The organism is Alteromonas sp. KUL106, from assembly GCF_009811415.1.
In the GTDB taxonomy this organism is placed as follows: domain Bacteria; phylum Pseudomonadota; class Gammaproteobacteria; order Enterobacterales; family Alteromonadaceae; genus Alteromonas.
Genome location: NZ_BLIG01000037.1, coordinates 86,897 through 109,311, shown reverse-complemented (window position 1 = coordinate 109,311; position 22,415 = coordinate 86,897). Strand labels below are relative to the sequence as shown.

Annotated in this window: 22 protein-coding genes; 14 read left to right on the top strand and 8 right to left on the bottom strand. The window is 45.6% G+C overall.

Going from position 1 to position 22,415, the window contains the following annotated elements; genetic code table 11:
• Window positions 1-19: 19 nt before the first annotated feature.
• Window positions 20-1,183, bottom strand: a complete 1,164-nt coding sequence (locus GVO63_RS13600; protein WP_159493197.1) for a murein hydrolase activator EnvC — start codon at window positions 1,181-1,183, stop codon at window positions 20-22.
• 257 nt (window positions 1,184-1,440) lie between these two features.
• On the opposite strand from GVO63_RS13600, the gene GVO63_RS13595 reads away from it, so the two are divergent.
• The 4 genes from GVO63_RS13595 to gpsA all read left to right on the top strand — a co-directional run bounded on the left by GVO63_RS13595 (window position 1,441) and on the right by gpsA (window position 3,737).
• Window positions 1,441-1,866 carry a rhodanese-like domain-containing protein gene (locus GVO63_RS13595; RefSeq protein ID WP_159493196.1) on the top strand — a complete coding sequence of 142 codons (426 nt, stop codon included), beginning with the start codon at window positions 1,441-1,443 and terminating at the stop codon, window positions 1,864-1,866.
• Between the two features lie 12 nt (window positions 1,867-1,878).
• Window positions 1,879-2,139, top strand: a complete 261-nt coding sequence (grxC, locus tag GVO63_RS13590) for a glutaredoxin 3 (protein WP_159580550.1) — start codon at window positions 1,879-1,881, stop codon at window positions 2,137-2,139.
• A gap of 61 nt (window positions 2,140-2,200) precedes the next feature.
• Entirely contained in the window at window positions 2,201-2,710 is a 510-nt protein-coding gene (secB, locus tag GVO63_RS13585) for a protein-export chaperone SecB (protein ID WP_159493194.1), read from the top strand.
• A gap of 10 nt (window positions 2,711-2,720) precedes the next feature.
• Window positions 2,721-3,737, top strand: coding sequence for an NAD(P)H-dependent glycerol-3-phosphate dehydrogenase (gpsA, locus tag GVO63_RS13580; protein WP_159580548.1), 1,017 nt, complete (start codon window positions 2,721-2,723; stop codon window positions 3,735-3,737).
• A 42-nt stretch (window positions 3,738-3,779) separates the two neighbouring features.
• Here the strand turns inward: gpsA and GVO63_RS13575 are convergent, their stop codons facing one another.
• The 5 genes from GVO63_RS13575 to GVO63_RS13555 all read right to left on the bottom strand — a co-directional run bounded on the left by GVO63_RS13575 (window position 3,780) and on the right by GVO63_RS13555 (window position 8,113).
• Window positions 3,780-4,172 (bottom strand): NAD(FAD)-dependent dehydrogenase, encoded by a 393-nt coding sequence (locus tag GVO63_RS13575; RefSeq protein ID WP_159493192.1) that lies wholly within the window; start codon window positions 4,170-4,172, stop codon window positions 3,780-3,782.
• A gap of 155 nt (window positions 4,173-4,327) precedes the next feature.
• A complete protein-coding gene (trmL, locus tag GVO63_RS13570; RefSeq protein ID WP_159493191.1) occupies window positions 4,328-4,792 on the bottom strand; it encodes a tRNA (uridine(34)/cytosine(34)/5-carboxymethylaminomethyluridine(34)-2'-O)-methyltransferase TrmL in 465 nt (154 codons plus the stop codon).
• A gap of 176 nt (window positions 4,793-4,968) precedes the next feature.
• Window positions 4,969-5,946: an alpha/beta fold hydrolase gene (locus tag GVO63_RS13565; protein WP_159493190.1), complete on the bottom strand. Its 978-nt coding sequence runs from the start codon at window positions 5,944-5,946 to the stop codon at window positions 4,969-4,971.
• Between the two features lie 50 nt (window positions 5,947-5,996).
• Entirely contained in the window at window positions 5,997-7,292 is a 1,296-nt protein-coding gene (locus GVO63_RS13560) for an ATP-binding protein (RefSeq protein WP_236552151.1), read from the bottom strand.
• Window positions 7,293-7,369: 77 nt separating this feature from the next.
• On the bottom strand, window positions 7,370-8,113 hold the full coding sequence (locus tag GVO63_RS13555; RefSeq protein WP_159580544.1) for a response regulator transcription factor: 744 nt from the start codon (window positions 8,111-8,113) through the stop codon (window positions 7,370-7,372).
• A 210-nt stretch (window positions 8,114-8,323) separates the two neighbouring features.
• Here GVO63_RS13555 and GVO63_RS13550 point away from each other — a divergent pair, with 210 nt between their 5' ends.
• Window positions 8,324-9,205: a Spy/CpxP family protein refolding chaperone gene (locus GVO63_RS13550; RefSeq protein WP_159580542.1), complete on the top strand. Its 882-nt coding sequence runs from the start codon at window positions 8,324-8,326 to the stop codon at window positions 9,203-9,205.
• Between the two features lie 129 nt (window positions 9,206-9,334).
• Here GVO63_RS13550 and GVO63_RS13545 read toward each other — a convergent pair whose 3' ends face one another.
• Window positions 9,335-9,745: a methylglyoxal synthase gene (locus tag GVO63_RS13545; protein ID WP_159493186.1), complete on the bottom strand. Its 411-nt coding sequence runs from the start codon at window positions 9,743-9,745 to the stop codon at window positions 9,335-9,337.
• 593 nt (window positions 9,746-10,338) lie between these two features.
• Between GVO63_RS13545 and argC the strand changes: the two genes are divergently transcribed.
• From argC to GVO63_RS13500, 9 genes are all read left to right on the top strand, one after another.
• Complete coding sequence (gene argC, locus GVO63_RS13540) at window positions 10,339-11,352, top strand: N-acetyl-gamma-glutamyl-phosphate reductase (RefSeq protein ID WP_159580540.1); 1,014 nt, start codon at window positions 10,339-10,341, stop codon at window positions 11,350-11,352.
• Window positions 11,349-12,179: an acetylglutamate kinase gene (gene argB / locus GVO63_RS13535; RefSeq protein ID WP_159580538.1), complete on the top strand. Its 831-nt coding sequence runs from the start codon at window positions 11,349-11,351 to the stop codon at window positions 12,177-12,179. The genes argC and argB overlap by 4 nt, the downstream gene beginning before the upstream one ends.
• Window positions 12,176-13,087, top strand: a complete 912-nt coding sequence (locus tag GVO63_RS13530) for an ornithine carbamoyltransferase (protein WP_159493183.1) — start codon at window positions 12,176-12,178, stop codon at window positions 13,085-13,087. The genes argB and GVO63_RS13530 overlap by 4 nt, the downstream gene beginning before the upstream one ends.
• A 25-nt stretch (window positions 13,088-13,112) precedes the next feature.
• Window positions 13,113-14,324, top strand: coding sequence for an argininosuccinate synthase (locus GVO63_RS13525; protein WP_159493182.1), 1,212 nt, complete (start codon window positions 13,113-13,115; stop codon window positions 14,322-14,324).
• A gap of 40 nt (window positions 14,325-14,364) precedes the next feature.
• Window positions 14,365-15,747, top strand: coding sequence for an argininosuccinate lyase (argH, locus tag GVO63_RS13520; RefSeq protein WP_159580536.1), 1,383 nt, complete (start codon window positions 14,365-14,367; stop codon window positions 15,745-15,747).
• An 18-nt stretch (window positions 15,748-15,765) separates the two neighbouring features.
• A complete protein-coding gene (gene argA / locus GVO63_RS13515; protein WP_159493180.1) occupies window positions 15,766-17,076 on the top strand; it encodes an amino-acid N-acetyltransferase in 1,311 nt (436 codons plus the stop codon).
• Window positions 17,077-17,297: 221 nt separating this feature from the next.
• Window positions 17,298-19,520: an EAL domain-containing protein gene (locus GVO63_RS13510; RefSeq protein ID WP_236552150.1), complete on the top strand. Its 2,223-nt coding sequence runs from the start codon at window positions 17,298-17,300 to the stop codon at window positions 19,518-19,520.
• Window positions 19,521-19,730: 210 nt separating this feature from the next.
• A complete protein-coding gene (locus GVO63_RS13505; RefSeq protein WP_159493178.1) occupies window positions 19,731-20,303 on the top strand; it encodes a TetR/AcrR family transcriptional regulator in 573 nt (190 codons plus the stop codon).
• Window positions 20,304-20,512: 209 nt separating this feature from the next.
• The gene (locus GVO63_RS13500; protein ID WP_236552149.1) at window positions 20,513-21,004 is read left to right on the top strand and encodes a hypothetical protein; all 492 of its coding nucleotides are present in this window, start codon (window positions 20,513-20,515) and stop codon (window positions 21,002-21,004) included.
• A gap of 133 nt (window positions 21,005-21,137) precedes the next feature.
• Here the strand turns inward: GVO63_RS13500 and yghU are convergent, their stop codons facing one another.
• Entirely contained in the window at window positions 21,138-21,995 is an 858-nt protein-coding gene (gene yghU / locus GVO63_RS13495) for a glutathione-dependent disulfide-bond oxidoreductase (RefSeq protein ID WP_159580532.1), read from the bottom strand.
• Window positions 21,996-22,415: the final 420 nt, after the last annotated feature.

The window sequence follows — 22,415 nt, the reverse complement described above, 5'->3', positions numbered from 1 at the left end:
CAGCAAAGATCAACACGCCCTAGTCTAACCAAGCTCTTGGATTAAGTGCTTTACCTTTGTGGCGAATTTCAAAGTAGAGATTAGGATATTCCTGACCTCCGCTTCGCCCGACAAGAGCGATGCGTTCACCTTGCCTTACATCATCTCCAGCTTGTTTAAGTAAGGCTTGGTTGTGGCCGTAAACGCTCATGTAGCCTTCGCCGTGATCAACGATAGCAACCAAACCGAACCCGCGAAGCCAATCCGCATATAATACCCTACCTGGCGCAATACTATTCACCGGGTCGCCTTCTGCGCCATCAATTACGATGCCTTTCCACGAGACCTGTCCCTGGCGACGGCTTCCAAAAAGATTGCGGATCCTGCCTTTTACCGGAGCGCTCATTTTACCCTTTAATTTGACCAGTCCGTTCATGCTGACCTCGGCCTCACGCGCAGCCCGTTCTGCAGCAATTTGCGCAGCTTCAATAGCCTCTTTGAGCGCTTGCTCGTCAGCCTGCAATGACGCAATTTTCTGATTTTCAGACGCAATAGTTTTGTTTATCTTTTTAAGCGTGGTCTTCCTATCGTCCTGACGCGTGATTAAAACAGCACGCTGGCCTTCCTGTTCTTCTCTAAGCGCTAAAAGCGACTGAGCCTTTTCATCAAGTTCGGCGTTCACTTCTTCTAATCGCGCTACGTTACTTCTAAAACTTTCAATTTCCTCTTGGCGGGCTTTTGCAACGTATTGATAATAGGTAATTATTCGTTCAAATGTGCGAGCATCATCTTGATAGAATAACATTTTCGCATAGTCGTAATGCCCTGCCATAAATGCGCTTTTAAGCTGACTGGACAACAACGACTGCTGATTTCGAATCGCGGCTTTCAGGCCTTCCTGCTCTTCTTCAAGTTTACTTTGCTCTTGCTCAACGTTTTGAAGCGCCTGTCGTGTGGTAGACAAAGCCTTCGCTACTTTTGCAATCTCAAGCTCCGATTTTTTTAGAACATTCTCGAGTTCCTGAGCACTGGCCTTGTTATTTTCTAGTACCTGTTGGCGAGCGCGAAGTTCAGCCTGAAGTTCAGCCAGCTTCTCTTTTTGCGCTGTTGCAGTATTTAACTGTGCATGAGCACCGCTTCCAATCGGCAGAATAAAAAGGGCTATGATGCACCCAATGATTGAAAGTAATGACCGTGCTGACATAACGTGCGCTTAGAACCTCAACTAAAAGTCAATAATGAAATACCGAATGTCCATCATTGCTGCTAATACTCAAATCAAGTGTATCTGACGACTATCCATAAGCCCAGTGCAATTTATTCGTAATATCAATCATCTAAAGTATTTGCCAAAGATACATTAGGTCTTACACGCATCTTACGCGAAGGTAGGCTGGTTTCTCGCCCAGTTTTCTATATACTTTGCACACTTTTCATGGTCTGTAGACAGGGTTAGAGGTAATGGATCAACTAATTGAATTTGCTAGCAACAATTTTATTCTTGCTGGTATTTGGGTTGCACTTGTGGCGATGTTGATATTTAGCTATATCAGCGCATGGACATCGCCAGTTAAAGAATTAAGTACACACGAAGCAACACTTTTAATAAACAAAAATGATGCAATAGTGTTAGACATACGCCCCGCAAAAGAGTTTAAGGCTGGTCACATTTTAGGAGCCAGACAAATTAAACCTGAAGAGTTGCGTGAGAAAAACTTCAAGAAACTTGAAAACAGTAAAGACACACCCATTATCGTAGTATGCGCTATGGGTAATCAGGCTCGTGGTACGGCAAATGCGATGCAGAAAGATGGCTTCGCTAATGTGAATGTATTAAAAGGCGGAATGAACGCATGGCAAAGCGCCAGCCTTCCCGTTTCTAAATAACAGGTAACCTTTATGAGCAAAGTAGAACTTTACACCAAGGGACATTGTCCTTATTGCCACCGTGCAAAAGCACTGTTAACGCAAAAAGGTGTAGAATTTATTGAATATCCGATAGATGTAAAGCCTGAACTTCGCGACGAAATGATCGAGCGCGCTAACGGCGGCTGGACTGTTCCGCAAATTTTCATAGACGACCAGCACATTGGTGGCTGTGATGATATGATGGCGTTAGAAGCCCAAAGCAAACTAAACCCCATGTTAGGTTTAGCGTAAGCGTCAGCGCATACAGCAACGCACTACATTAAATTAAAACGACAATTAAATAGGAAATACCATGGCTGACGAAAATCAGACAAACAACGGTGAAGCAACAGGCGCACAGGCACAGCAGGGTGCTCAGTTCAATGTTCAGCGTATCTATACAAAAGACATCTCTTTTGAATCTCCAAACGCACCGGCTATATTCACAAAAGAGTGGAAGCCAGAAATTAAACTTGATATCGACACTAGCACGAACAAGCTAGACGAGAATGTATTTGAAGTTGTGCTTTCAGTAACCGTAACGGCGACGCTAGGTGAAGAGACCGCGTTCCTTTGTGAAGTTCAACAAGCAGGTATATTTGCCATTGGTGAAATGCCTGACCAGAACAAAGCACACACGTTAGGTTCGTTCTGCCCGAACATGCTTTTCCCGTATGCGCGTGAAGCGATTTCTAACTTGGTTAACCGTGGAACTTTCCCTCCACTTAACTTAGCACCTGTAAACTTTGACGCTATTTTTGCCGCTTACGTTCAAAAACGTGCACAGCAAGCGCAAGGCGAAGCGCCAAAGATGGACGCCTAATTAGGTGAACATGAAGTCGAATCAGGTTTCAGCACCAGTTTCAGTATTAGGGGCGGGGTCTTACGGCACCGCCCTTGCTTTTTGTCTGGCCAGAAACGGCAACCCAACGCTCCTTTGGGGGCGTGATGAAAATCACATTGCTGAAATGGATGCGAGCCGAGAAAATGCCCGTTACCTTCCAGGCGCAACGTTTCCCGATGCGTTAGTGGTCAATGCCAATCTTGAAGAAGTGGTAGCGGCTAGCAAAGACATTCTAGTCGTTGTCCCTAGTCATGCATTTTCGACAATGCTTCACAGCTTAAAGCCTTTACTTAAACCGCATCATCGTATTATTTGGGCGACCAAAGGGCTTGAACCCAAAACCGGTCGTTTGCTGCGTGATGTAGCAGAGGAAATATTGGGAACCGATTACCCCCTAGCCGTGTTATCGGGCCCCACCTTTGCTAAAGAAATGGTGGCCGGTTTACCTACCGCTATTTCACTCTCTTCCACAGACGATACGCTAAGCGACGAGTTTGCGGAAAAGCTCCACTGCGCAAAGTCGTTCCGCGTTTACAAAAACGCTGATTTCACTGGTGTTCAACTAGGCGGCGCGGTCAAAAACGTCATCGCGATTGGCGCAGGCTTGGCAGATGGCCTTGGTTTTGGTGCGAATGCGCGTACTGCTTTGATCACCCGAGGCTTAGCAGAACTCACTCGTTTGGGGGTGAAGCTAGGTGCAAACCCAGAAACGTTTATGGGTATGGCGGGCCTTGGTGATTTAGTATTAACCTGCACAGACAATCAATCGCGCAATCGTCGCTTTGGTTTGGCATTAGGCCAAGGTAAAAGCGTAGATGTAGCCATGGAAGAAATTGGTCAGGTTGTTGAAGGGTACCGCAATACGGAAGAAGTGCATGTATTATCTGAAAAAGTGGGCGTAGAAATGCCGATTTGTGAACAGATATACGCTGTGCTTTATCATGGTAAATCACCTAAAGAAGCGGCTTTAACCCTGCTTGGTCGAGATCTCAAAAAAGAAGCGTAATCAAATTACGCTTCTTTTTTATCTTGCTAATTCAGCGAGCAATTAGCGACCTTCCCTCACCACAATAACTTTTGAATTGTCCCTGTAGCTTTGATGATTGCGTTTATGCCGTTTAACTTTTTTCGCCTTTTTGTAGGGTGAGTCGACCACCACATAACGGTTGCCATGTTTTCGATAATAATGATCATTGGCAACGTAGTAACGATGATTATCGATAACCTCAACCCTATGCGCGCCGGGTAACACGTTAACGTAAAGCCCAATTTCAGGAATGCTAATTGCTACATCGACGAGAGCGCGAACAGGCTGCGTAATCACCGTCACACCGTCACTTATTCCTCTTTGAGCGTGAGAATGATGACCCGAATGCGCGCTTGCTTGCCCCGCAACCAGTAAACAAACGCCAGTAATAATACCCAGTGTCATGCGTTTCATAGTGCTACTCCTAACTCATTTGTACATGTTCACAGGCTATATTAATGAGTGAAGCTGAACGAAAGCTGACTCTCTGGCGCTTTACGAAGTCTTTACGTTAAGTAACATGAGTCCCTGATGACAAGTCGTAGAGAAAAACGATGGTTTCAAAGCCGCTAGCGCGCTCCTTCATATCCCATCTGACGCCAGCTTTCGTACACGAACACAGAGACCGCATTAGACAAGTTCATACTGCGACTGTCTGGCAACATAGGAATGCGAACACGCTGCTCGGGAGGAAGAGATTGAATGTAGTCATCCGGTAAACCTCGCGTTTCTGGCCCAAAGATAAGCGCATCGCCTTTTTGATACGCTACATCGCTATGAAACGCTTTCCCCTTCGTTGTGCAAGCAAAGACACGCTTAGGTTTCGCCTCTTCAAGGTATGCGTCTAAACTCGCGTGGCGCTTGACGTGTGCAAATTCGTGATAGTCTAAGCCAGCGCGACGTACCCGCTTGTCGTCCCATTCAAACCCTAAAGGTTCAATCAGGTGTAAGGTGAAGCCACTGTTTGCGCATAAACGGATGATATTTCCAGTATTCGGCGGAATCTCTGGCTGATAAAGTACGATATCGAGCATGCTTTACTAAACTACCTTAATAATTGATAACCGGTTTATTTTATAACGAAACACTGCGATTCATCACCTTTACACCCGCTTTTTATAACGAGTGAACATAAAAAAGCGGCCTTAAACGCTTAGCGAGCAGCAGCTAATTTACTCGTCTGAGTCTGAGGCGACGATGCACGCAAGAACTACAGGTCCTGCTCATTTGCCAAAAAGTCGAGAATACGAGAAAGCGAACGCTCACGAATTTCGTCAGACTCTGTAAACAGCTCATGATACGCTCGAGGCACAATTTCTAATGTGGCATTTGGCATCTGTTGCGCAACACGGCGCTGGCGTTTGTTATCTATTATTGCGTCATCATCTGCGCTTAACACTAGCGTTGGTGTTGTTATGGCTCGCGCACTACTTTCAATCTTGTTCATTGCTTGGTGCGCGGCGGCTAGCCACTCTGTGGTTACGCCGCCAAGCTGGATATCTTGCTCTTCATCATAGAGCTCTCGAAATAACGCATAGCGTGTTTTGCTGTGGGTGAGCTTATTCAATGAAAAAGGAAACGCGATATACGGGGTTTGGCCAAAAAAGTAACCGGCGTCTTTCTTTGCCATCCTGTTAACGGCGAGGCCTGTGCGAATTAAACCGTTTGCTAACCAATTTGGTAACGAAGGTTTTATACCAAACATTGGAGAGGCAAGTACTGCTTTGGAAAACAGATTAGGCAGACGCAATAATGTAAGCGCGCCAATCGCTCCCCCCATTGAATGACAAACCAAAAACAAAGGTCCTTGCTGCAAAGGCTTAACGATTGAGTCTACAAACATGACGAAGTCGTCAACATAGTCATCAAAATGCTCAACGTAGCCGTGCTGTGGATCGCTTGTCATTCTATCTGACAGGCCCTGCCCTCTATGATCTAAGATAAATACGGCAAAGCCATTTTGATATAAATCGTAAATAAACTCTTTGTATTTCAGATACGATTCAATGCGCCCCGAGCAAATAACAATGGTTGCCCTCGGCGATTCGGGAATGCAGTGAGCGAAACGCACCTTAATGTTTCCTTTGCCAAGGAAATGCCCCTCAGTAACACGGTCGAGCCAAAAAGGATTGATATGTGAGGCAAAGGTGCTTGCTAAGTTATTTTCAGACGTAAGCGTCCAGTTCATAAATATCCTTTATACAATCACGGCGCGCTCATAGATGGCCATTGTCCCTGTCATTCATCATCTAAAGACTTTGGAAAAGACAAGGTAACACGCAGCCCACCGCGCTCAGCAGGTTCAGCAATAATGCGCCCATGATGCAACTCAACTGCCGCTTTTGCAATGGATAAACCCAGGCCGACACCGCCGGACTCTCGTTCCCGAGCAAGGGTTGCGCGATAAAATGGGGAAAATATCCGTTCGCATTCTTCAGCCGTGAGCCCATCACCATCGTCTGTGATATGAATACACCAGTGCTTATTATTTTCGCTAAACGATATATGTGTCATGAACTTACTATGGCGGATGGCGTTGCGCAGAACATTCTCAACGGCGCGACAAAACATCATACTGTCAATAAGTACGGTCATTTTAGGTATTTCGTCTATTTGTAACTGCTTGTTTCTGTTAGCCGCTTCAAAGTTCGCATCGGTGAGCACATCGTTTAGCACAAGCGTTAATGCTTGCTTTTGGATAGTTGCCTCACCAGATTCAGCGCGGCTTAAGGTGAGCAACTGCGCAATGAGTGCTTCCATGCGGTCAGCTTCTCGCTCAACCCGTGATAACGTATCAGGGTCTACATTTTGCTGATAAGCAAGGCCTAACGCCATCTGCAGGCGAGCAAGCGGCGAACGCAGCTCGTGGGATACATCGGCCAACAGTCGCTTTTGCGCCCCCCACATCGTCTCTAACTGTTCTGCCATTTTGTTAAAGTCGCGAGCGAGTTGCCCTAGCTCATCCTGACGCCTCGCAGCGCTGCCCACTCGAGATTGCCAGTCTCCACCCGCAATGCGCCTTGCCGAGCTTTGAATATGCAAGATAGGCGTTGTGAGTGACTTAGCAAACAGCCAGCTTAAGAGAATAGTGGTAATAACAGCGATAGACAGAAAAAGTAATACAGGAGGCGTTCTCTTCTCAGGCATATCAAACTTTACTGAGAAAAGTGCATATCGCTTGCCATTACGTTCAAAGAATAAAGGGCCTATAATTTTAAACGCCCCGCGCTCAACAGCAATAGGTGACGTTTGGCCTATTAAACGTAACAAATCGTCTTTGTCGTTATTACGCAGTGGTGGTCCCCCGCCTGAAATTAAACGATTATCCAACACATCGATCGCAATGAGCCTTCCTCTTATTCCCCGTGAACTTCGATCCAGCGCTTCCTCGAATGGCATATTTTGAAAACGCTCACGTTCCATGCGTTCAATGGCCTGATTTAAATCAGCAACTTCACGGGGCTTTATTTGCACAACTTGAAGATCTTCGAAAAAAAGACGACTTCCCCATATCGCCAAAAGTGAGGTAACCATAAAGGTCGCCCAAAACCAAAGAAACAGCCGGCCCATAATAGCTCGTGTAGGGTTTAAACTGCGTAAGATTTTTACCATTATCGGTTTCCAACAATTAACATATACCCTACCCCTCGAATGGTTTTGATTTTTTCATCAACGGCCACTGCACTGATTTTCTTGCGTAAATTACTCACATGCATATCAATACTTCTGTCAAACGCTTGTAGCGGCTTACCGAGTACCTTTAAACTTATTTCTTCTTTGGTCACTCGCTGCGCAGCATTGAGCATAAGCAGACGTAAAATTAAAAACTCTGTCGTGGTGAGGGTTAACTCTACATCGTCTACTTTGGCCAGTTGGCTACTCGGGCTTAAGAAAACGCCATTTACATATAAGTCTTGCTCAACAGCCCCTCCCGACGCTGACAGGTTATGACGACGAACAATGGCTTTTATGCGGGCCACCAATTCTCTGTGATTAAATGGTTTAGGCAAATAATCATCCGCGCCCATTTCAAGGCCTAAAATGCGGTCGTAATCATCGCCTCGTGCGGTAAGCATAAGCACCGGTGTGCTGTGGCTTGCTCTGAGCTTTTTCAATACATCAAAGCCGTCCATTTTAGGCATCATCACATCCAGAAGGATAAGGTCGTAATGACGCCCTGATACAGCCTCCGACAAGCCATCATATCCATCATTTTGCACCTGTACCTGATAGCCCATACCCGACAAGTAAGTAGAAAGCATGTCGGTTAACTCAAGGTCATCATCAATAACAAGGATAGACTGCAAGTGAAAATCTGAACTCATGGTATTAAACTCTTTAGCTGCTAGATTCATGAAAGTGCCTGTAAACGAAATAAACTTCAACCCACGCTTGAAGCGAGTCTTTCAAGAGTTATCGAAAGCCATATTCAAACGCATACTATATCTTTTCAGACCGTTACCATCACGAAACGGCATCACCTTTACATAAGCTTTACAGTGTGTTGACAGCTTTCTTTTTGATGAGCGCTACTATTATCGTGTCCGAACAACAAGGAGACGATAATGAAAAAGTTATTAATTGCTAGTGCAACGGTAGCGGCGATTAGCTTAAGTGGCCTTACGTGGGCCAAGCCTTCGGGCCTTGGTATGCGTCACCACGAACCGATTAAAGAAATGGTTAAACACCTTCGCGGCCTTGAATTAAGTGACCTCCAGCGTGAAGAGATAAAAACACTCGTGAGTGCCTTCAAAGACGCTCACCCTCGACCTGAGCGCGGTGCTTTTGAGAAGCCAAACTTCGATTTTGAGAACGCCACTGAAAGCCAAATCAGTACCTTTGTTCACTCTCAAATTGAAAACCGTGAGTCGAAACATTTTGCGCTGGCGCAACTGCGCCACGATATTTTTAACGTGCTAAATGAAGAGCAGCAAGCCAAAGTGGTAGCGCGAGAGAAAAGTAGGGAAGAAAAAAAAGCAGCGAGAGGCAATAAGCGTCGCGACGCATCTGACGAGCAAAAATCACAATTTGCGAAACGTATGAATAGCGAGGGCAAAAGCAAAAAATTCCACGGTCACGGAAAAGGTGAAAGCAGCGGCAAAGAACACGAGCGCAATAGTATGCCGTTTAGAGGCATAGCGCTGACCGATGATCAACTGGCCTATCTTGCTGAGCTTCGTGAATCATTCAAGGAAACATCGAAAGCGAATAGAGAAACACTTCGTAGCTTCAAGGATGCCCAACGCGACCTCATTAGGAGCTCGTCTTTCTCACAAGACGCGTGGAACGCGCTTATCGCTCAATACAAAGATCGCCTTGTCAGTGCTGGAGTAGAGAAAGCCAAACAGCGCCAAGCCATGTTTGCCATACTCACGCCCCAGCAGCAAGCTGAGTTAAAAGCACAGCGTGAAGATGCTAGAAAACTGCGTGATTTACTGCGTTCATAACAGTCAATAATACCCCAACTCACTGTACTAAAGGCTGGCCTTTGCCAGCCTTTTTTATCGCTGGTTTTCAAACAAATTCCGTTTCGTCAATCATAGTTGTTGCGACCCAGTTTGAGATGAACGCCGACGCTAAAAATTCGGTTTTACCGGCTTGTAGTCTGGTGACAAGAAAAGCGGCGACGTTATTATCAGATCAGCTGTTGCTGGTGTGCAGGCCACCGGTACATTCCATACCGAACACAGACGCAACAGCGCTTTCACGTCAGGGTCGTGAGGGGCTGGATTCAGCGGATCCCAAAAGAAGAAAAGTGCATCTAACTTGTTTTCAGCAATAAGCGCTCCTATTTGCTGATCACCGCCAAGTGGGCCACTTTTATAGCGTGTGACTTCTAGTCCGGTTTCGCTGGCAATCAAACCGCCTGTGGTTCCTGTACCAACTAAATTGCACTGTTTTAACACATCAATGTGCTGCTTAACCCATGCTAGCAATTCAGGTTTTTTATGATCATGCGCGACAAGCGCCAAGGTTAATTTGCCCATTTGATTTCCATTTATCCCAAAAAAAATTCTCAGCCCGTCTTTGTCACGCCATCCACTCATAGCAAGTTCAATAGTTTAGCTAAATGCATAGCTAAAAACTCAACGTAAACAAACGAAACGTTTATACGCTCATTGATTGTGCGGACTGGTATAAATATTCAGTTCTCTTGCAAACGTTGTCAACAGACTGTCATAACTATAGAGGTATTATTGCTGAAATTGTTAATAGCAAATCAAATAAACAATAAAAACAAAATATTTATACATTTTTATTGAATAAAAATTCAATAACGTTAAACTAGTCAACGGTTAAAGCATCCAACCCGAAAATGTGGGTTGTAACACGATAGGAATTGATGATGACACAACCAACTCGCGTTGTTGGTTCAACCACTAACAGCGATAAAGAGTTTACCTCTCCCCTGGCTGGCTACTCCCTGCATAGCGCACGACGATGCGTGTGCACATCTATGCTTATTCGGTAGCACACTTTTTACCTTTGTAATGTGGTCGCGGTTGGGCAAGGATATTCGCCAAACCAGTTTACAAAGGTAAAAAGTGATTTTTTTCTCCTTTTATTGAATTTTTAAATTATGTACAGCGTTTCAATTATTGGTGCCAGTGGTTACACAGGGGCACAACTTGTTCAGTTGGTTATTCAACACCCTAAACTCGCGTTGGCTGGTACTTATGTATCTGAAAATAGTAGCGATGCTGGTAGAAATATTGCTGAGCTTCACGGCAACTTGGCTCACGTGAACGCCACGCTTACGCCTATTTCAGACGCAGCGCTTAAAGAAATGGCCAATGGCGTCGACTTTATTTTTCTGGCTACGCCTCACGAGGCCAGCCACGACTGGATGCCTATCTTGTCTTCAGGTAAAGCTAAAGTGCTCGATTTATCGGGCGCGTTTAGGCTAAAAGACACCCAAGTCTTCGAGCAATTTTATGGTTTTCCTCATACGCAGGGACAAAGCTTGGCTCAGGCTGTGTATGGTCTTGCCGAATGGCACGAAGAGCAGATCGCAAACGCAGACGTTATAGCTGTGCCGGGTTGTTATCCCACGGCGAGTCTTAGTGCGCTTAAACCCCTTGCGACCCATAATTTGCTGGATGACAGCGTGCGCCCTGTAATTAACGCCGTGTCTGGTGTATCGGGTGCAGGCCGAAAAGCAAGCCTAACTACCAGCTTTTTTGAGGTGAGCCTGCAGGCCTATGGCGTGCTCGGCCACCGTCATACCCCTGAAATTGAAGCTTACTTAGGTACGCCTGTTATTTTTACGCCGCACTTAGGTAATTTTAAACGCGGGATATTGGCAACCGTGACCGTGAAAGTTAAAGCTGGTACCACCAGCGAGCAACTTGAACAAGCGTACACTGACGCCTATGCTGATAAGCCTATTGTGCGTTTGCGCAAGAGTTTTCCAAAAATTGACGACGTTGCTCATACTCCATTTGTTGATCTTCATTGGAAGCTAGACGAAGCGTCTGGATACGCAGTGGTAACAGCAGCAATAGATAACGTAATGAAAGGTGCAGCCTCTCAGGCTATTCAGTGCCTTAATATAATGACGAAACAACCAGTAGAGACAGGGTTAGTGCTATGAGTGTTTCACCAATTGTAATTAAAGTTGGCGGTGCATTGCTTGACGATGCAGCGGCAATGACCCGTTTATTTCTAAGCGTTAAAGACGTACAAGCCACACGCCCCGTTGTTGTCGTGCATGGCGGTGGTCCATTAGTGGAAACACTTATGGCCAGTCTTGGTTTACAAAGTACAAAAATTGATGGCCTTCGGGTTACACCGGATGAGCACATGCCCTACATCTGCGGTGCACTCGCAGGCTCTGCAAACAAACAGCTTTGCGCAGCGGCGCTTGCTGCTGGTATTACTCCAGTTGGTTTATCGTTACTAGACGGCAATATGGTGGTGTGCGAGCCATTGGCTGACCAGTATGGCGCCGTTGGCGTGCCGTCAACAGCAGATGCATCGTTTCTAAAAAGCGTGTTAGCTCAATCAACGCTGCCGATTATCAGTTCTATTGGCTCTAGCCCGCAAGGCAGGCTGCTGAATGTCAATGCCGATCAGGCCGCTACGGTTATCGCAGAACTTCTTAATGCTGAGCTTTTACTTCTTTCCAATGTTGACGGTGTGCTAGACGGTGACAAATTGCTAATTAGCGAACTTAACGCTGCAAGCATATCGAAGTACGCAGATGAAGGCGTGATCACCGACGGAATGAAAGTGAAAGTAGATGCCGCACTGGCGTCTGCTGAAAGCCTAGATCGCGCGGTTTACATCGCGAGTTGGGCCGCCGATATCAACGACATTTTAAATAAGAAAACGGGCACGCAAATACTGCCCTCAGCCCTGACAAATACAAAGTCAACAAACACGGACTTAATAAAAGGCAATGCCGGAGAAGTACAATGAAACAGGACCTACTCACCTTTGCAGACTGGACACCCGACGCAATGAAAAACTTGCTGCAATTGGCTGTAGAAATTAAACAAGCTCCCGCAAGTTACAGTAACGTGCTAGCGGGAAAATCCATTGTTGCCCTGTTTGAAAAGCCGTCTCTGCGCACCCGCGTAAGCTTTGATATTGGTATTAACAAGCTTGGCGGCCATATGGTGTATTTAGATGTGCAGTCAGGTAAATTGGCTGGTCGTGAAGACGCTGTAGATACTGCGGCTAACCTAGCGTGTTGGGCTGATGCAATTGTGGCTCGTGTGTTTTCTCATAGCACTCTTGAAACCTTTTCTAAGGCAGCCAACGTGCCTGTTATTAATGCTCTGTGTGATAAATACCACCCGTGCCAAGGCCTTGCCGACTACCTCACGATGTTTGAGCGATTTGGCAAAACCGAAGGTCTTACCATGGCTTATGTAGGCGACGGCAATAATGTCACCCATTCGCTGTTAATTGTTGGCGCGCTTCTAGGTTGCAACCAAGTTGTAGTGACGCCAGAAGGTCATGAAGCCGTACCGGAAATTGTGGCGCAAGCGAAAGCGATAGCGGAGAAAACGGGCGTATCGATTGTTGAAAGTACAGATCTTAGTGCCGCTAATGGTGCAGACGTTATTTATGCCGATACATGGCTTTCAATGGGTGACGACACGCCACTTGAAGTGATCAAAGAAAAATTCATGCCTTATCAGGTAAATGAAGCGCTGATGGAGGCAACCGGTGCACGTTACGTAATGCATTGCCAACCTGCCCATCGCGATTTAGAAATTACAGGCTCGTTAATTGATAGCGACAAGTCGCTATTAATGCAGCAAGCCGAAAATAGAATGCATGGCCAAAACGCCATCCTTACTCAATTACTTAATGCCTAAACGGGCGCCTAAGGAGTCTACTTAGATGCAAAACGTTAAAAAAATCGTGCTGGCCTATTCAGGCGGGCTTGATACATCAGCCATCATTCCATGGCTAAAAGAAAACTATGGCTGTGAAGTTGTCGCATTTGCGGCCGACGTAGGCCAAGGTGATGAAGAGCTTGAAGGTCTTCACGAAAAAGCTATCGCATCTGGCGCAAGCGAGTGCCACATTGTTGATTTGAAAGAAGAATTCGTAAGCGAATACATTTTCCCTACTATCACTACTGGTGCGGTTTACGAAGGTGAATACCTATTAGGTACGTCAATGGCGCGCCCAGTTATCGCCAAAGCGCAAGTTGAGATTGCCCGTAAAGTAGGTGCGGACGCGCTATGCCACGGTTGTACCGGTAAAGGTAACGACCAAGTGCGCTTTGAAAGCACCTTTGCTGCTCTTGCCCCAGATCTTACCGTTATTGCCCCATGGCGCGAGTGGGACATGGTAAGCCGTGAAGACTTATTGGCTTATCTAGCTGAGCGCAATATTCCAACTACCGCGTCAGCCACAAAAATTTACAGCCGCGATGCTAACGCGTGGCACATTTCACACGAAGGTGGCGAGCTAGAAGATCCATGGCAAGAGCCTACCAAGCAAGTGTGGACGCTAACGGTAGATCCAGAAGATGCACCGGATACCCCTGAGCGCGTAACGCTGTCGTTTGACGAAGGTAAGCTGACTCATGTTGACGGTGAAGCATTATCGCCGTATCAAGCGCTGGTCAAACTCAATACCGTAGCAGCGGCCCATGGTGTCGGACGCATCGACATTGTTGAAAACCGCCTTGTCGGTATGAAGTCCCGTGGCTGTTATGAAACGCCAGGAGGCACCGTACTGCTTAAAGCATATAAAGCCCTAGAAACCATGGTGCTAGACAAAGCAGCCCTTAAGTACCGTGAGCAAATTGGTCTTGAGTTCTCTCACGTCATGTACGATGGCCGTTGGTTTACTGCGCTTAACGACGCGCTACTTGCAGGTGCCGCTTCCTTTGCCAAGAAAGTCACCGGCGATATCGTGGTTAAACTGTACAAAGGTCAAGCTACGGTTACACAACGCCGCTCACCTAACAGCCTTTACTCTGAAGACTTTGCTACCTTTGGTGCTGATGATGTTTACGACCAGAAGCACGCTGAAGGCTTTATCCGCCTATTCAGCCTTTCAAGTCGTATCGAAGCACTAAAAAAACAAAGCGAACAGTAAACGTAACGTTTAGGTAAGAACAGCATTTAAGGAGCATCACATGGCGTTGTGGGGTGGCCGGTTTGAATCCGGTGCAAGTAGTATGTTTAAACAGGTTAACGACTCACTGCCGTTTGACCAAGTTATGGCAAGCCAAGATATTCAAGGCTCTATCAGCTGGTCGCGCGCACTGCAAAAAGCAGGCGTATTGACCACTGACGAACAAGCCCAGCTTGAAGCGGCACTTAGTGAGTTGAAAGCCAAGGCTGATGCGGGTGAATTAGACTTTAACGCGTCTAGTGAAGAAGACATTCACAGCTTCGTTGAAGCCGCGCTTATCGAGAAGCTGGGTGACATTGGTCGTAAGCTTCACACGGGGCGTAGCCGTAACGATCAGGTTGCCACTGACTTTCGCCTGTGGGTACGAGAACATATTGCCTCACTTCGCAGTGATGTATTAGGTGTTATTAAGTCGCTTCTTAATGCCGCAAGCCGTCATCAAGAAGCGATTATTCCCGGTTATACGCACTTACAGCGCGCACAGCCTATTCACTTTGCACACTGGTGCTTAGCGTATGTTGAAATGCTTAAGCGCGACTTGAGTCGTCTAGACGACTTAAAAGTGCGCATGAACCAGTGCCCTTTAGGCTCAGGCGCGCTAGCAGGCACCACGTTTCCAGTGGACCGCCATGCTATTGCAGAAGAACTCGGCTTTGATTCACCATGCCTAAACAGCTTAGATGCTGTGTCAGACCGAGACTTTGTACTTGAGCTTTTATTTGTGGCCAGTACCAGCATGATGCACTTATCACGTCTTGCCGAAGACATGATTTTCTACAACTCTGGTGAAGCGGGATTCTTACAGCTTGGTGATAGCGTGACCTCAGGCTCATCACTTATGCCACAGAAGAAAAACCCTGATGCGCTCGAGTTAATGCGCGGTAAATGCGGCCGTGTGTTTGGCTCTTTGCAAGCCCTGCTAGTTACCATGAAAGGCCTTCCTCTTGCGTACAATAAAGATATGCAGGAAGACAAAGAAGGCGCTATCGATACAGTAAATCAGTGGCACATCTGTTTGTGCATTGCCAGCGAAGTGCTTGACTCGCTGCAGCTTAACGAAGAACGCTGCCGTGTTGCCGCAACCCAAGGCTTTTCTAACGCAACTGAGCTTGCCGATTACTTGGTTGGTAAAGGTGTACCGTTTAGAACAGGTCATGATATTGCAGGGCGCGTTGTGCTTCAAGCCATCGAAAAAGGCTGTGCCATAGAAGACTTGCCACTGAGCGACATGCAAGCAATTTGCGACAAAATCGAAGATGATGTTTACCCAGTACTACAGCTAGAGTATGGCGTTAACCAACGCAATATCTTGGGCGGCACCAGCAAAGAAACCGTGACGAAAGCACTGTATCAAGAGCTGGAAGACTTGGATAAGCAAGGGTAGCGACAAGGAACTGCTTAGATGGTATTAGCGCATCATGACGGCATAAAACTGTTTCGCAGTTCACTGCCCTATATTAATGCTCACCAGGGAAAAACCTTCGTATTGATGTTCGGTGGCGAAGCCATTGAACATCCTAATTTCCCCAATATTATTCACGACATTGCCCTGCTTAACAGCTTGGGCGTGCGCGTTGTTGTGGTACACGGTGCCCGCCCCCAAATCGATCAGCGCGTTGCCCTTCGCAACATCGAAGGTCGCTTTGAAAGTGGCGTACGCATTACCGACAAACAAACCCTTGAGTGCGTGAAAGATGCGGCTGGCTCAGTGCGCTCTCAGGTAGAAGCCCTGCTCACTATGGGGCTTCCCAACTCGCCTATGCACGGTTCACAGATACGCGTGTGTTCAGGCAACTTGGTTGTTGCAAAGCCGATGGGCGTAAGAGGCGGTGTTGACTTTGAAAACACCGGTTTAGTGCGTCGCATCGATACCACCGGCATTAACGATCATTTAAACGATGGCTCAATTGTGCTGCTTTCGCCTATGGGCTACTCATCAACGGGAGAAGTGTTTAACTTATCCCATGAAGATGTAGCTACCCAAGCGGCAATTGCCTTAAAAGCAGATAAACTTATCGTATTTTCGAACTTTGATGGCATCTATAACCGCGAGGGTCGACTGCTTCGTACTATAGAACGCCCTCAGCTTGAACAACTGATCATGGCAGGTGACATTACCACAGAAGATACCGTATTAAGCGCCCTTACCACCAGCGTCGCCGCTGGGGTTCCTCGCGCTCACTGTATCAGCTATGAGAAAGACGGCGCATTGCTACAAGAACTGTTTACTCGAGACGGTACAGGCTCACTGGTAATGGAACACCATTATGAACAACTGCGTGCAGCCACTATTGAAGATGTGGGCGGTATCTTAAAACTAATAAAACCACTAGAAGAAAGCGGCGTATTAGTGAAGCGTTCTCGTGAGCGCTTAGAAAGTGAAATAAACCAGTTTATTGTTATCGTGCGTGACGGCATGATCATCGCCTGTGCTGCCTTGTATTTATACCCGGAAGACGGCTGTGCCGAACTGGCCTGCGTAGCAACTCATCAAGATTATCGAGGCAAAAACCGTGGAGAACGGATTTTAGATGAAGTGCGTGCACGGGCAAAAGAAGCTGAGATTAACCGCATTTTTGTATTGACCACTGTTACCGCACACTGGTTCTTAGAACAAGGCTTTGAGCCTGCAGACATTAGCGCGCTGCCGGCCGTGAAAAAAGAGCTATATAACTTCCAGCGCAACTCTAAAGTGTTTACTTTGGCAGTGTAATTTCTCCTTCCTTATAAACAGCGAAACACTTTTTTTGTTAATAGAGAAAGTGTTTCGTGTGCCGTCGTAACGCGCTGTAAAAAATAAGCTAATTTCTAATTATTGCCTATCACTCTCTTTGCTAAACGGTTATATTAACTCACGTGTAAATGCGAATTAGTCTCAATACACTCACTTTGGGCTAATACAACACTCAGCAGTTAATAGTGATGTCTTGGGCAATGAAAATAATAAAAAACTATCTTCTCCTAAACGAAGAAAATCTTAAAACCACTGACGCTAACATATGGCGGCTTAGCGTACTGCGCTCAATATTACTCATGGCGGTCGTTCTCACCTCTGCCATCGTTTTACACTCTTCCTATACTGCCTATGTACAAGAGCTTTATTATGTTCTTTACATAATAATAGGTTTTGCTCCATTCCTTTTTACGGCCTTAGCTGTCGGCATAAAACACATCAAAATCGCTTCAGCCCTTTTAGTTGCGATAGTGCTCGCAGCCTCTTTATGCATTATGTCTTTTACTATCGATTTACCGTCAGCCCAATACGGCTTACTTTTCCTTTTCACCCTTCCCATTATTGTTCGCGTTGTGTACGGTGTAAAAGCCTCTATTGCTGCCATGCTTTTCAACCTTGTTCCTTATTATTTACTGATAAACAATGTCAAGCTTTCGCCTTTATTTGGTATCGATATTACGTTGCCGTATACGCACACTTACCTTGCGTCGCTACTCTTCCTATTCTTTAATTTCTGCGTTCCAATGGCTGTGTTGCGTGTTATGTCCTCGTTGGAAAAACAGTCGGAACATAATCAGTTACAAAGCCGAAAGCTAAATAAACTGGTGAAAGGATACCAAGAGATATTTAATAACGGCGGGACCCCTTCATTCTTTTGTGATGAGCAGGGCCGAATTCTACAAGCAAATAAAGCTGCCAGAGCGTTAGTCAAAAAATTTCGCCCCAACAGCGAATACATTCAAGATTTGTTTACGTTAACGCTTCCTATTACACGGGGGGTGAACCAAACCGCCTCAATTTATGATAATCCAGAGCAAGAGTTTGAAATCCAGCCAGCGAGTTTAATGCACCATAAAAAACAGCTTATTCATTGCCACGATTTATCTGCTAATAAAAAGAGCCTGATGGAACTCGATGCTTTCAAAAAGCAACAGTACGAAAAGCATTACTTTAATGAGCTTACAGGCTTGAAGAATCATCACTTTTGGAAAAAGGCAGAGTCTAGCGATAGCATTTTCAATCGCCACATAATACTTTTAAAACTTTCCAACCTTCGTGAAATAAATCTTCAGTATGGTTATAGCCAAGGTAATAAGCTCATCGTGAACGTAGCAGCTCTGCTACAGAATGAATTCGCCAGTAACGTAAAGATTTATCAGTTCCCTGGCGCTAAGTTCTTGATTATCCTTAATGCTAATCAGCTATCTTCACACACCATTGAACACTATTTAAACCGTAAACTACCCGCTACTATCGCCATTAATTTGGGCAACAGCGAGGTAGATCATACGCTAAAATGGCGAGCGGGCCATTATCATGTGAGTCGAGATGTCAGTGTTGATGCCGCAGCGGAATGTTGCTCAATAGCATTGAGTCAAAGCACTGAATTACTACCCTATATGTCGTTTAGTGCAAATACAGTGAAGTCCATTAGGGAAAATACTCAGCAAAAGGACAGAGTGAAAGCGCTGCTTGATAATGGCTGCCTTGCAATATATTTGCAGCCTCAAGTGTCTATAGACGAAACGATAATTGGGTATGAAGTACTCGCTCGTTTGAAAGAACCGTCATCTGGGTCAATATTGCAACCACATCAGTTTCTTCCATTGGTAGAAGTGAATCAATGGGAAGTGCTGTTCACTCAAAAAATTATTGACGCTACCCTCTCTCTTCTGGATACATGGCCTTCGAACTTGCCGCGAGTGCCTGTTGCTATCAACCTATCTGGCCCAGAACTACTCAACGACCTTTTCTATGAAAAGCTTTTACGACGCTTTTCTGAAAGCCCTAAACTGTGCCAGAGCTTAAAATTAGAGCTCACTGAAACCTCGGTTTTGGCCAGCCACAATGAAACAAAACGGCGTTTAACATCGTTAGCTAATGTAGGGGCGACAATCATAATTGATGATTTTGGCACGGGCCACGCATCACTCTCTCAGCTAATAGATATGTCGGCTAGCGTTATAAAAGTTGATAGAGAATTTATTGATCGCGTTGAGACGTCTGAAAGGCATCGAAAAATTGTCAAGATGACATTAGATCTCGCTAAGAGTTTAGAAATGCAAACCATCGCAGAGGGTGTAGAGACACCTGCTCAATTGTCGGTACTCAAAGAGATGGGCTTTAAACATTTTCAAGGTTTCCTGTTTGGTAAGCCTGCGCCCATTGAATATTGGTCTAACGCGATAAAAGCGCAAGCATAGAAAACTAACGAAAAGCCGAGCCATACCAAGCGCGATCTCCCTATTCTTATGGCATCGCCAATGCAAAGCGCATTGAACAACGCTCTGCGCATTCGGCAGTACTGGAGACGATAAAAACATAAAAAAGTACAGTCAGTTGCGCAACTCGCCGATTCTTAATCTATAGTTATAACTGCGTTATAGACCATTACTTCTACTTGATAAAATCATATGGAAAACAAAGAAAAAATACTGCAGTCGGCATCAGAACTCTTTACTGAAAAAGGGTACGATGCGTTGAGCGTACGTAACATTGCAAAGCGCGCTAATTTATCTACCATCGGCATTTACAGTCACTTTAAAGGCAAACAGGGTATCCTTAACGCTTTATGTCAAAGAGCGTGCGAAGAACTGACCGACAGCATTCTTCGAGCAAGCGGAAATACGGCTTCCGATAAAGTTTTAGATGCCTGCGAGAATATACTGCGCTACGCCGAAGTTAGCACCGCACATTATCAGTTGATATTTGGTGCCACGCCCACTTTTTTCACGATGTCTGAGGACACTATCACTGCTAAAGCAAAATTAGTCGAAGCTATGGCAGGCTTGTGCAAAGCGCTTCCGAAAAATCAGGCATCAGATGACAAAGCAATGACGATAGCCACCCAAGTAATGGCCCTAACTCATGGGTTTATCCATTTCCATCAAAGCAATCATACGCCCCTACTCAATCAGGACAATTGGAAAGATAAAGCAATTCAGTCAGTGCGGCTTCATGTTTACGCGATAGTCGCTACCCAATAGCGTCAAATCGAGACAACCGTTATAAGAACTTGCCATACCGTTTTCTAGCGATTGAGTAGTAGCGGCTAATTGTATTTTTACCCATCGAACACGCTCAGCATTACTTTTTTGCAATAAAGGTCTAGTGACCGCTTAAAAACGTAGAAGCAAATAAATTACTTCGCATGATGACAATGACTAAGCCGCTAATCTATATAACAGGGGCTACGATGCTTTTCATTATTGCCATAGCATCGTGGAATACCTTTCGCTTTTTAATTCAGGTAGAGGATAAAAACCTTGAGCTTACGTTTATGGGGAGCTCCGGTTGGCAGTGGCATGATAAGTCACAAGGACTTCAAATAAAGAAAGTGGAGGGCCATTTGCCTGCGATGAGAAAAGTTTCAGAGAATAAAGAATATGCATCGCTTGTTACCATTACACAAAACGGCGACTATCGCGGCTTTGTGTTTTTTGACCAAGATTGCGAAGAAGGCGCTATTGTCTCTGAGAGAGTAATTTATAACGATGCGGAACACGCAAAACTTGAAGTTTTGCACTGCCTACACGGAAAGCTGGTGTATATGAAAAGCTGGTCAACGGTACCTACTGAGCGTTGGCAAGGCCGCGTGGGCAACTTTGAATTTAATGAAGCCTTAAGTGAATGGGATTTCACCCCGCTTCAACAAGCCTATTTAAAGAGTGTGGCAGAGCTTATCTAAAAATTTGGGTCAGAGTACTTTTTAGCGTAGGGAGAAGCGTGATTTCTGGCACCGCTTTTTGTTGATGCCCTTCGCTAGCCATGCTGATGCTAAAAAGGCGATTAACACAGCTAATGTACTCTGCCCCCATTGTCTAGGCGTTGGCGAGTGCGTCGTCAATATCTTTCGCACTATGGCGGTTTTCTAACTGGCCATCATCGCCCCAGGTCTTATTAACAATACGACCGCGTTTAACGCCCTCTCGCTGCTCTAGTTGCTTAGCCCAACGGACCAAGTTCGTGTACTCGTGAACCTGAAGGAACGTTGCCGCGTCGTATAAATTTCCCAGCACAAGGTTGCCGTACCATGGCCATATCGCGATATCGGCAATGCTATACTCACTCCCCGCCATGAACGCATTGTTTGCTAAATGCTTGTCTAGCACATCTAGCTGGCGCTTTGTTTCCATGGTGAAGCGATTGATAGGGTACTCCATCGGATAAGGCGCATAGCTATAGAAATGCCCAAAGCCACCGCCTAAGTATGGCGCTGAACCCACCTGCCAGAACAGCCAGTTGAAGCATTCCGCCTTGGCGTGAGCATCTTGTGGAATAAATTTACCGAACTTCTCGGCTAGATAAACCAAGATAGAGCCCGACTCAAAAAGCTTGGTTTCTGGCGACGTTGTTGTATCGACCATGGCAGGAATTTTACTATTCGGATTAACGTCGACAAAACCAGAAGAGAACTGATCGCCCTCACCAATGTTTATTAACCAGGCGTCGTACTCTGCCTCGCTAACCCCAGCAGCCAGTAACTCTTCCAACATGATAGTCACTTTCTGACCATTAGGTGTGGCTAACGAATAAAGTTGCAAACCATGCTCACCCTTTGGCCGCGCCTTCTCATGGGTAGCGCCCGACACAGGACGATTTATACTGGCCCACTTGTTGCCGTCATCTTCTGCCTGAGTCCATACTTCTGGTGGTGTGTAATTACTTTCTGTCGACATAGCAATTCCTTTGAATAGTTTCATGTTTTAAGTTAGTACAATAAGAACTGCTTTCAAAGACTTATGGCTCAACGCTGTCGACTAACAAACGTTGATATACGTTTACTGACATAAAAAAGCCGCGCTACATAAAAATATAAAGCACGGCTTGATGTATAAAAGGCGAGCAGTCCTTTGCCCGCAAACTGTTACTATTCAATAGTCACTGTGGTGGTTTCACCCGCAACAACAGTGGTGCTATCGATAGTTTGTAAAAATTTGGATTGGATTTTCGTTTTTTTCATTTTTACCACCTACATGTCATCTCTTATTTTACGGTCTTGACTTCAATGTTTATGCCAAAACGAAATAAACCATACTTATCAATAATTTATCTTATTTAAAGTGATATGCAGGGTGCACTAAGGGAAGAAGTTGTTG

What these genes read in the sequence shown, in the direction of transcription:
- GVO63_RS13600 (WP_159493197.1), bottom strand. Translation starts at nt 1,183, where the DNA reads ATGTCAGCACGGTCATTACTTTCAATCATTGGGTGCATCATAGCCCTT.
- GVO63_RS13595 (WP_159493196.1), top strand. Translation starts at nt 1,441, where the DNA reads ATGGATCAACTAATTGAATTTGCTAGCAACAATTTTATTCTTGCTGGT.
- grxC (WP_159580550.1), top strand. Translation starts at nt 1,879, where the DNA reads ATGAGCAAAGTAGAACTTTACACCAAGGGACATTGTCCTTATTGCCAC.
- secB (WP_159493194.1), top strand. Translation starts at nt 2,201, where the DNA reads ATGGCTGACGAAAATCAGACAAACAACGGTGAAGCAACAGGCGCACAG.
- gpsA (WP_159580548.1), top strand. Translation starts at nt 2,721, where the DNA reads ATGAAGTCGAATCAGGTTTCAGCACCAGTTTCAGTATTAGGGGCGGGG.
- GVO63_RS13575 (WP_159493192.1), bottom strand. Translation starts at nt 4,172, where the DNA reads ATGAAACGCATGACACTGGGTATTATTACTGGCGTTTGTTTACTGGTT.
- trmL (WP_159493191.1), bottom strand. Translation starts at nt 4,792, where the DNA reads ATGCTCGATATCGTACTTTATCAGCCAGAGATTCCGCCGAATACTGGA.
- GVO63_RS13565 (WP_159493190.1), bottom strand. Translation starts at nt 5,946, where the DNA reads ATGAACTGGACGCTTACGTCTGAAAATAACTTAGCAAGCACCTTTGCC.
- GVO63_RS13560 (WP_236552151.1), bottom strand. Translation starts at nt 7,292, where the DNA reads ATGGTTACCTCACTTTTGGCGATATGGGGAAGTCGTCTTTTTTTCGAA.
- GVO63_RS13555 (WP_159580544.1), bottom strand. Translation starts at nt 8,113, where the DNA reads ATGAATCTAGCAGCTAAAGAGTTTAATACCATGAGTTCAGATTTTCAC.
- GVO63_RS13550 (WP_159580542.1), top strand. Translation starts at nt 8,324, where the DNA reads ATGAAAAAGTTATTAATTGCTAGTGCAACGGTAGCGGCGATTAGCTTA.
- GVO63_RS13545 (WP_159493186.1), bottom strand. Translation starts at nt 9,745, where the DNA reads ATGGGCAAATTAACCTTGGCGCTTGTCGCGCATGATCATAAAAAACCT.
- argC (WP_159580540.1), top strand. Translation starts at nt 10,339, where the DNA reads ATGTACAGCGTTTCAATTATTGGTGCCAGTGGTTACACAGGGGCACAA.
- argB (WP_159580538.1), top strand. Translation starts at nt 11,349, where the DNA reads ATGAGTGTTTCACCAATTGTAATTAAAGTTGGCGGTGCATTGCTTGAC.
- GVO63_RS13530 (WP_159493183.1), top strand. Translation starts at nt 12,176, where the DNA reads ATGAAACAGGACCTACTCACCTTTGCAGACTGGACACCCGACGCAATG.
- GVO63_RS13525 (WP_159493182.1), top strand. Translation starts at nt 13,113, where the DNA reads ATGCAAAACGTTAAAAAAATCGTGCTGGCCTATTCAGGCGGGCTTGAT.
- argH (WP_159580536.1), top strand. Translation starts at nt 14,365, where the DNA reads ATGGCGTTGTGGGGTGGCCGGTTTGAATCCGGTGCAAGTAGTATGTTT.
- argA (WP_159493180.1), top strand. Translation starts at nt 15,766, where the DNA reads ATGGTATTAGCGCATCATGACGGCATAAAACTGTTTCGCAGTTCACTG.
- GVO63_RS13510 (WP_236552150.1), top strand. Translation starts at nt 17,298, where the DNA reads ATGAAAATAATAAAAAACTATCTTCTCCTAAACGAAGAAAATCTTAAA.
- GVO63_RS13505 (WP_159493178.1), top strand. Translation starts at nt 19,731, where the DNA reads ATGGAAAACAAAGAAAAAATACTGCAGTCGGCATCAGAACTCTTTACT.
- GVO63_RS13500 (WP_236552149.1), top strand. Translation starts at nt 20,513, where the DNA reads ATGCTTTTCATTATTGCCATAGCATCGTGGAATACCTTTCGCTTTTTA.
- yghU (WP_159580532.1), bottom strand. Translation starts at nt 21,995, where the DNA reads ATGTCGACAGAAAGTAATTACACACCACCAGAAGTATGGACTCAGGCA.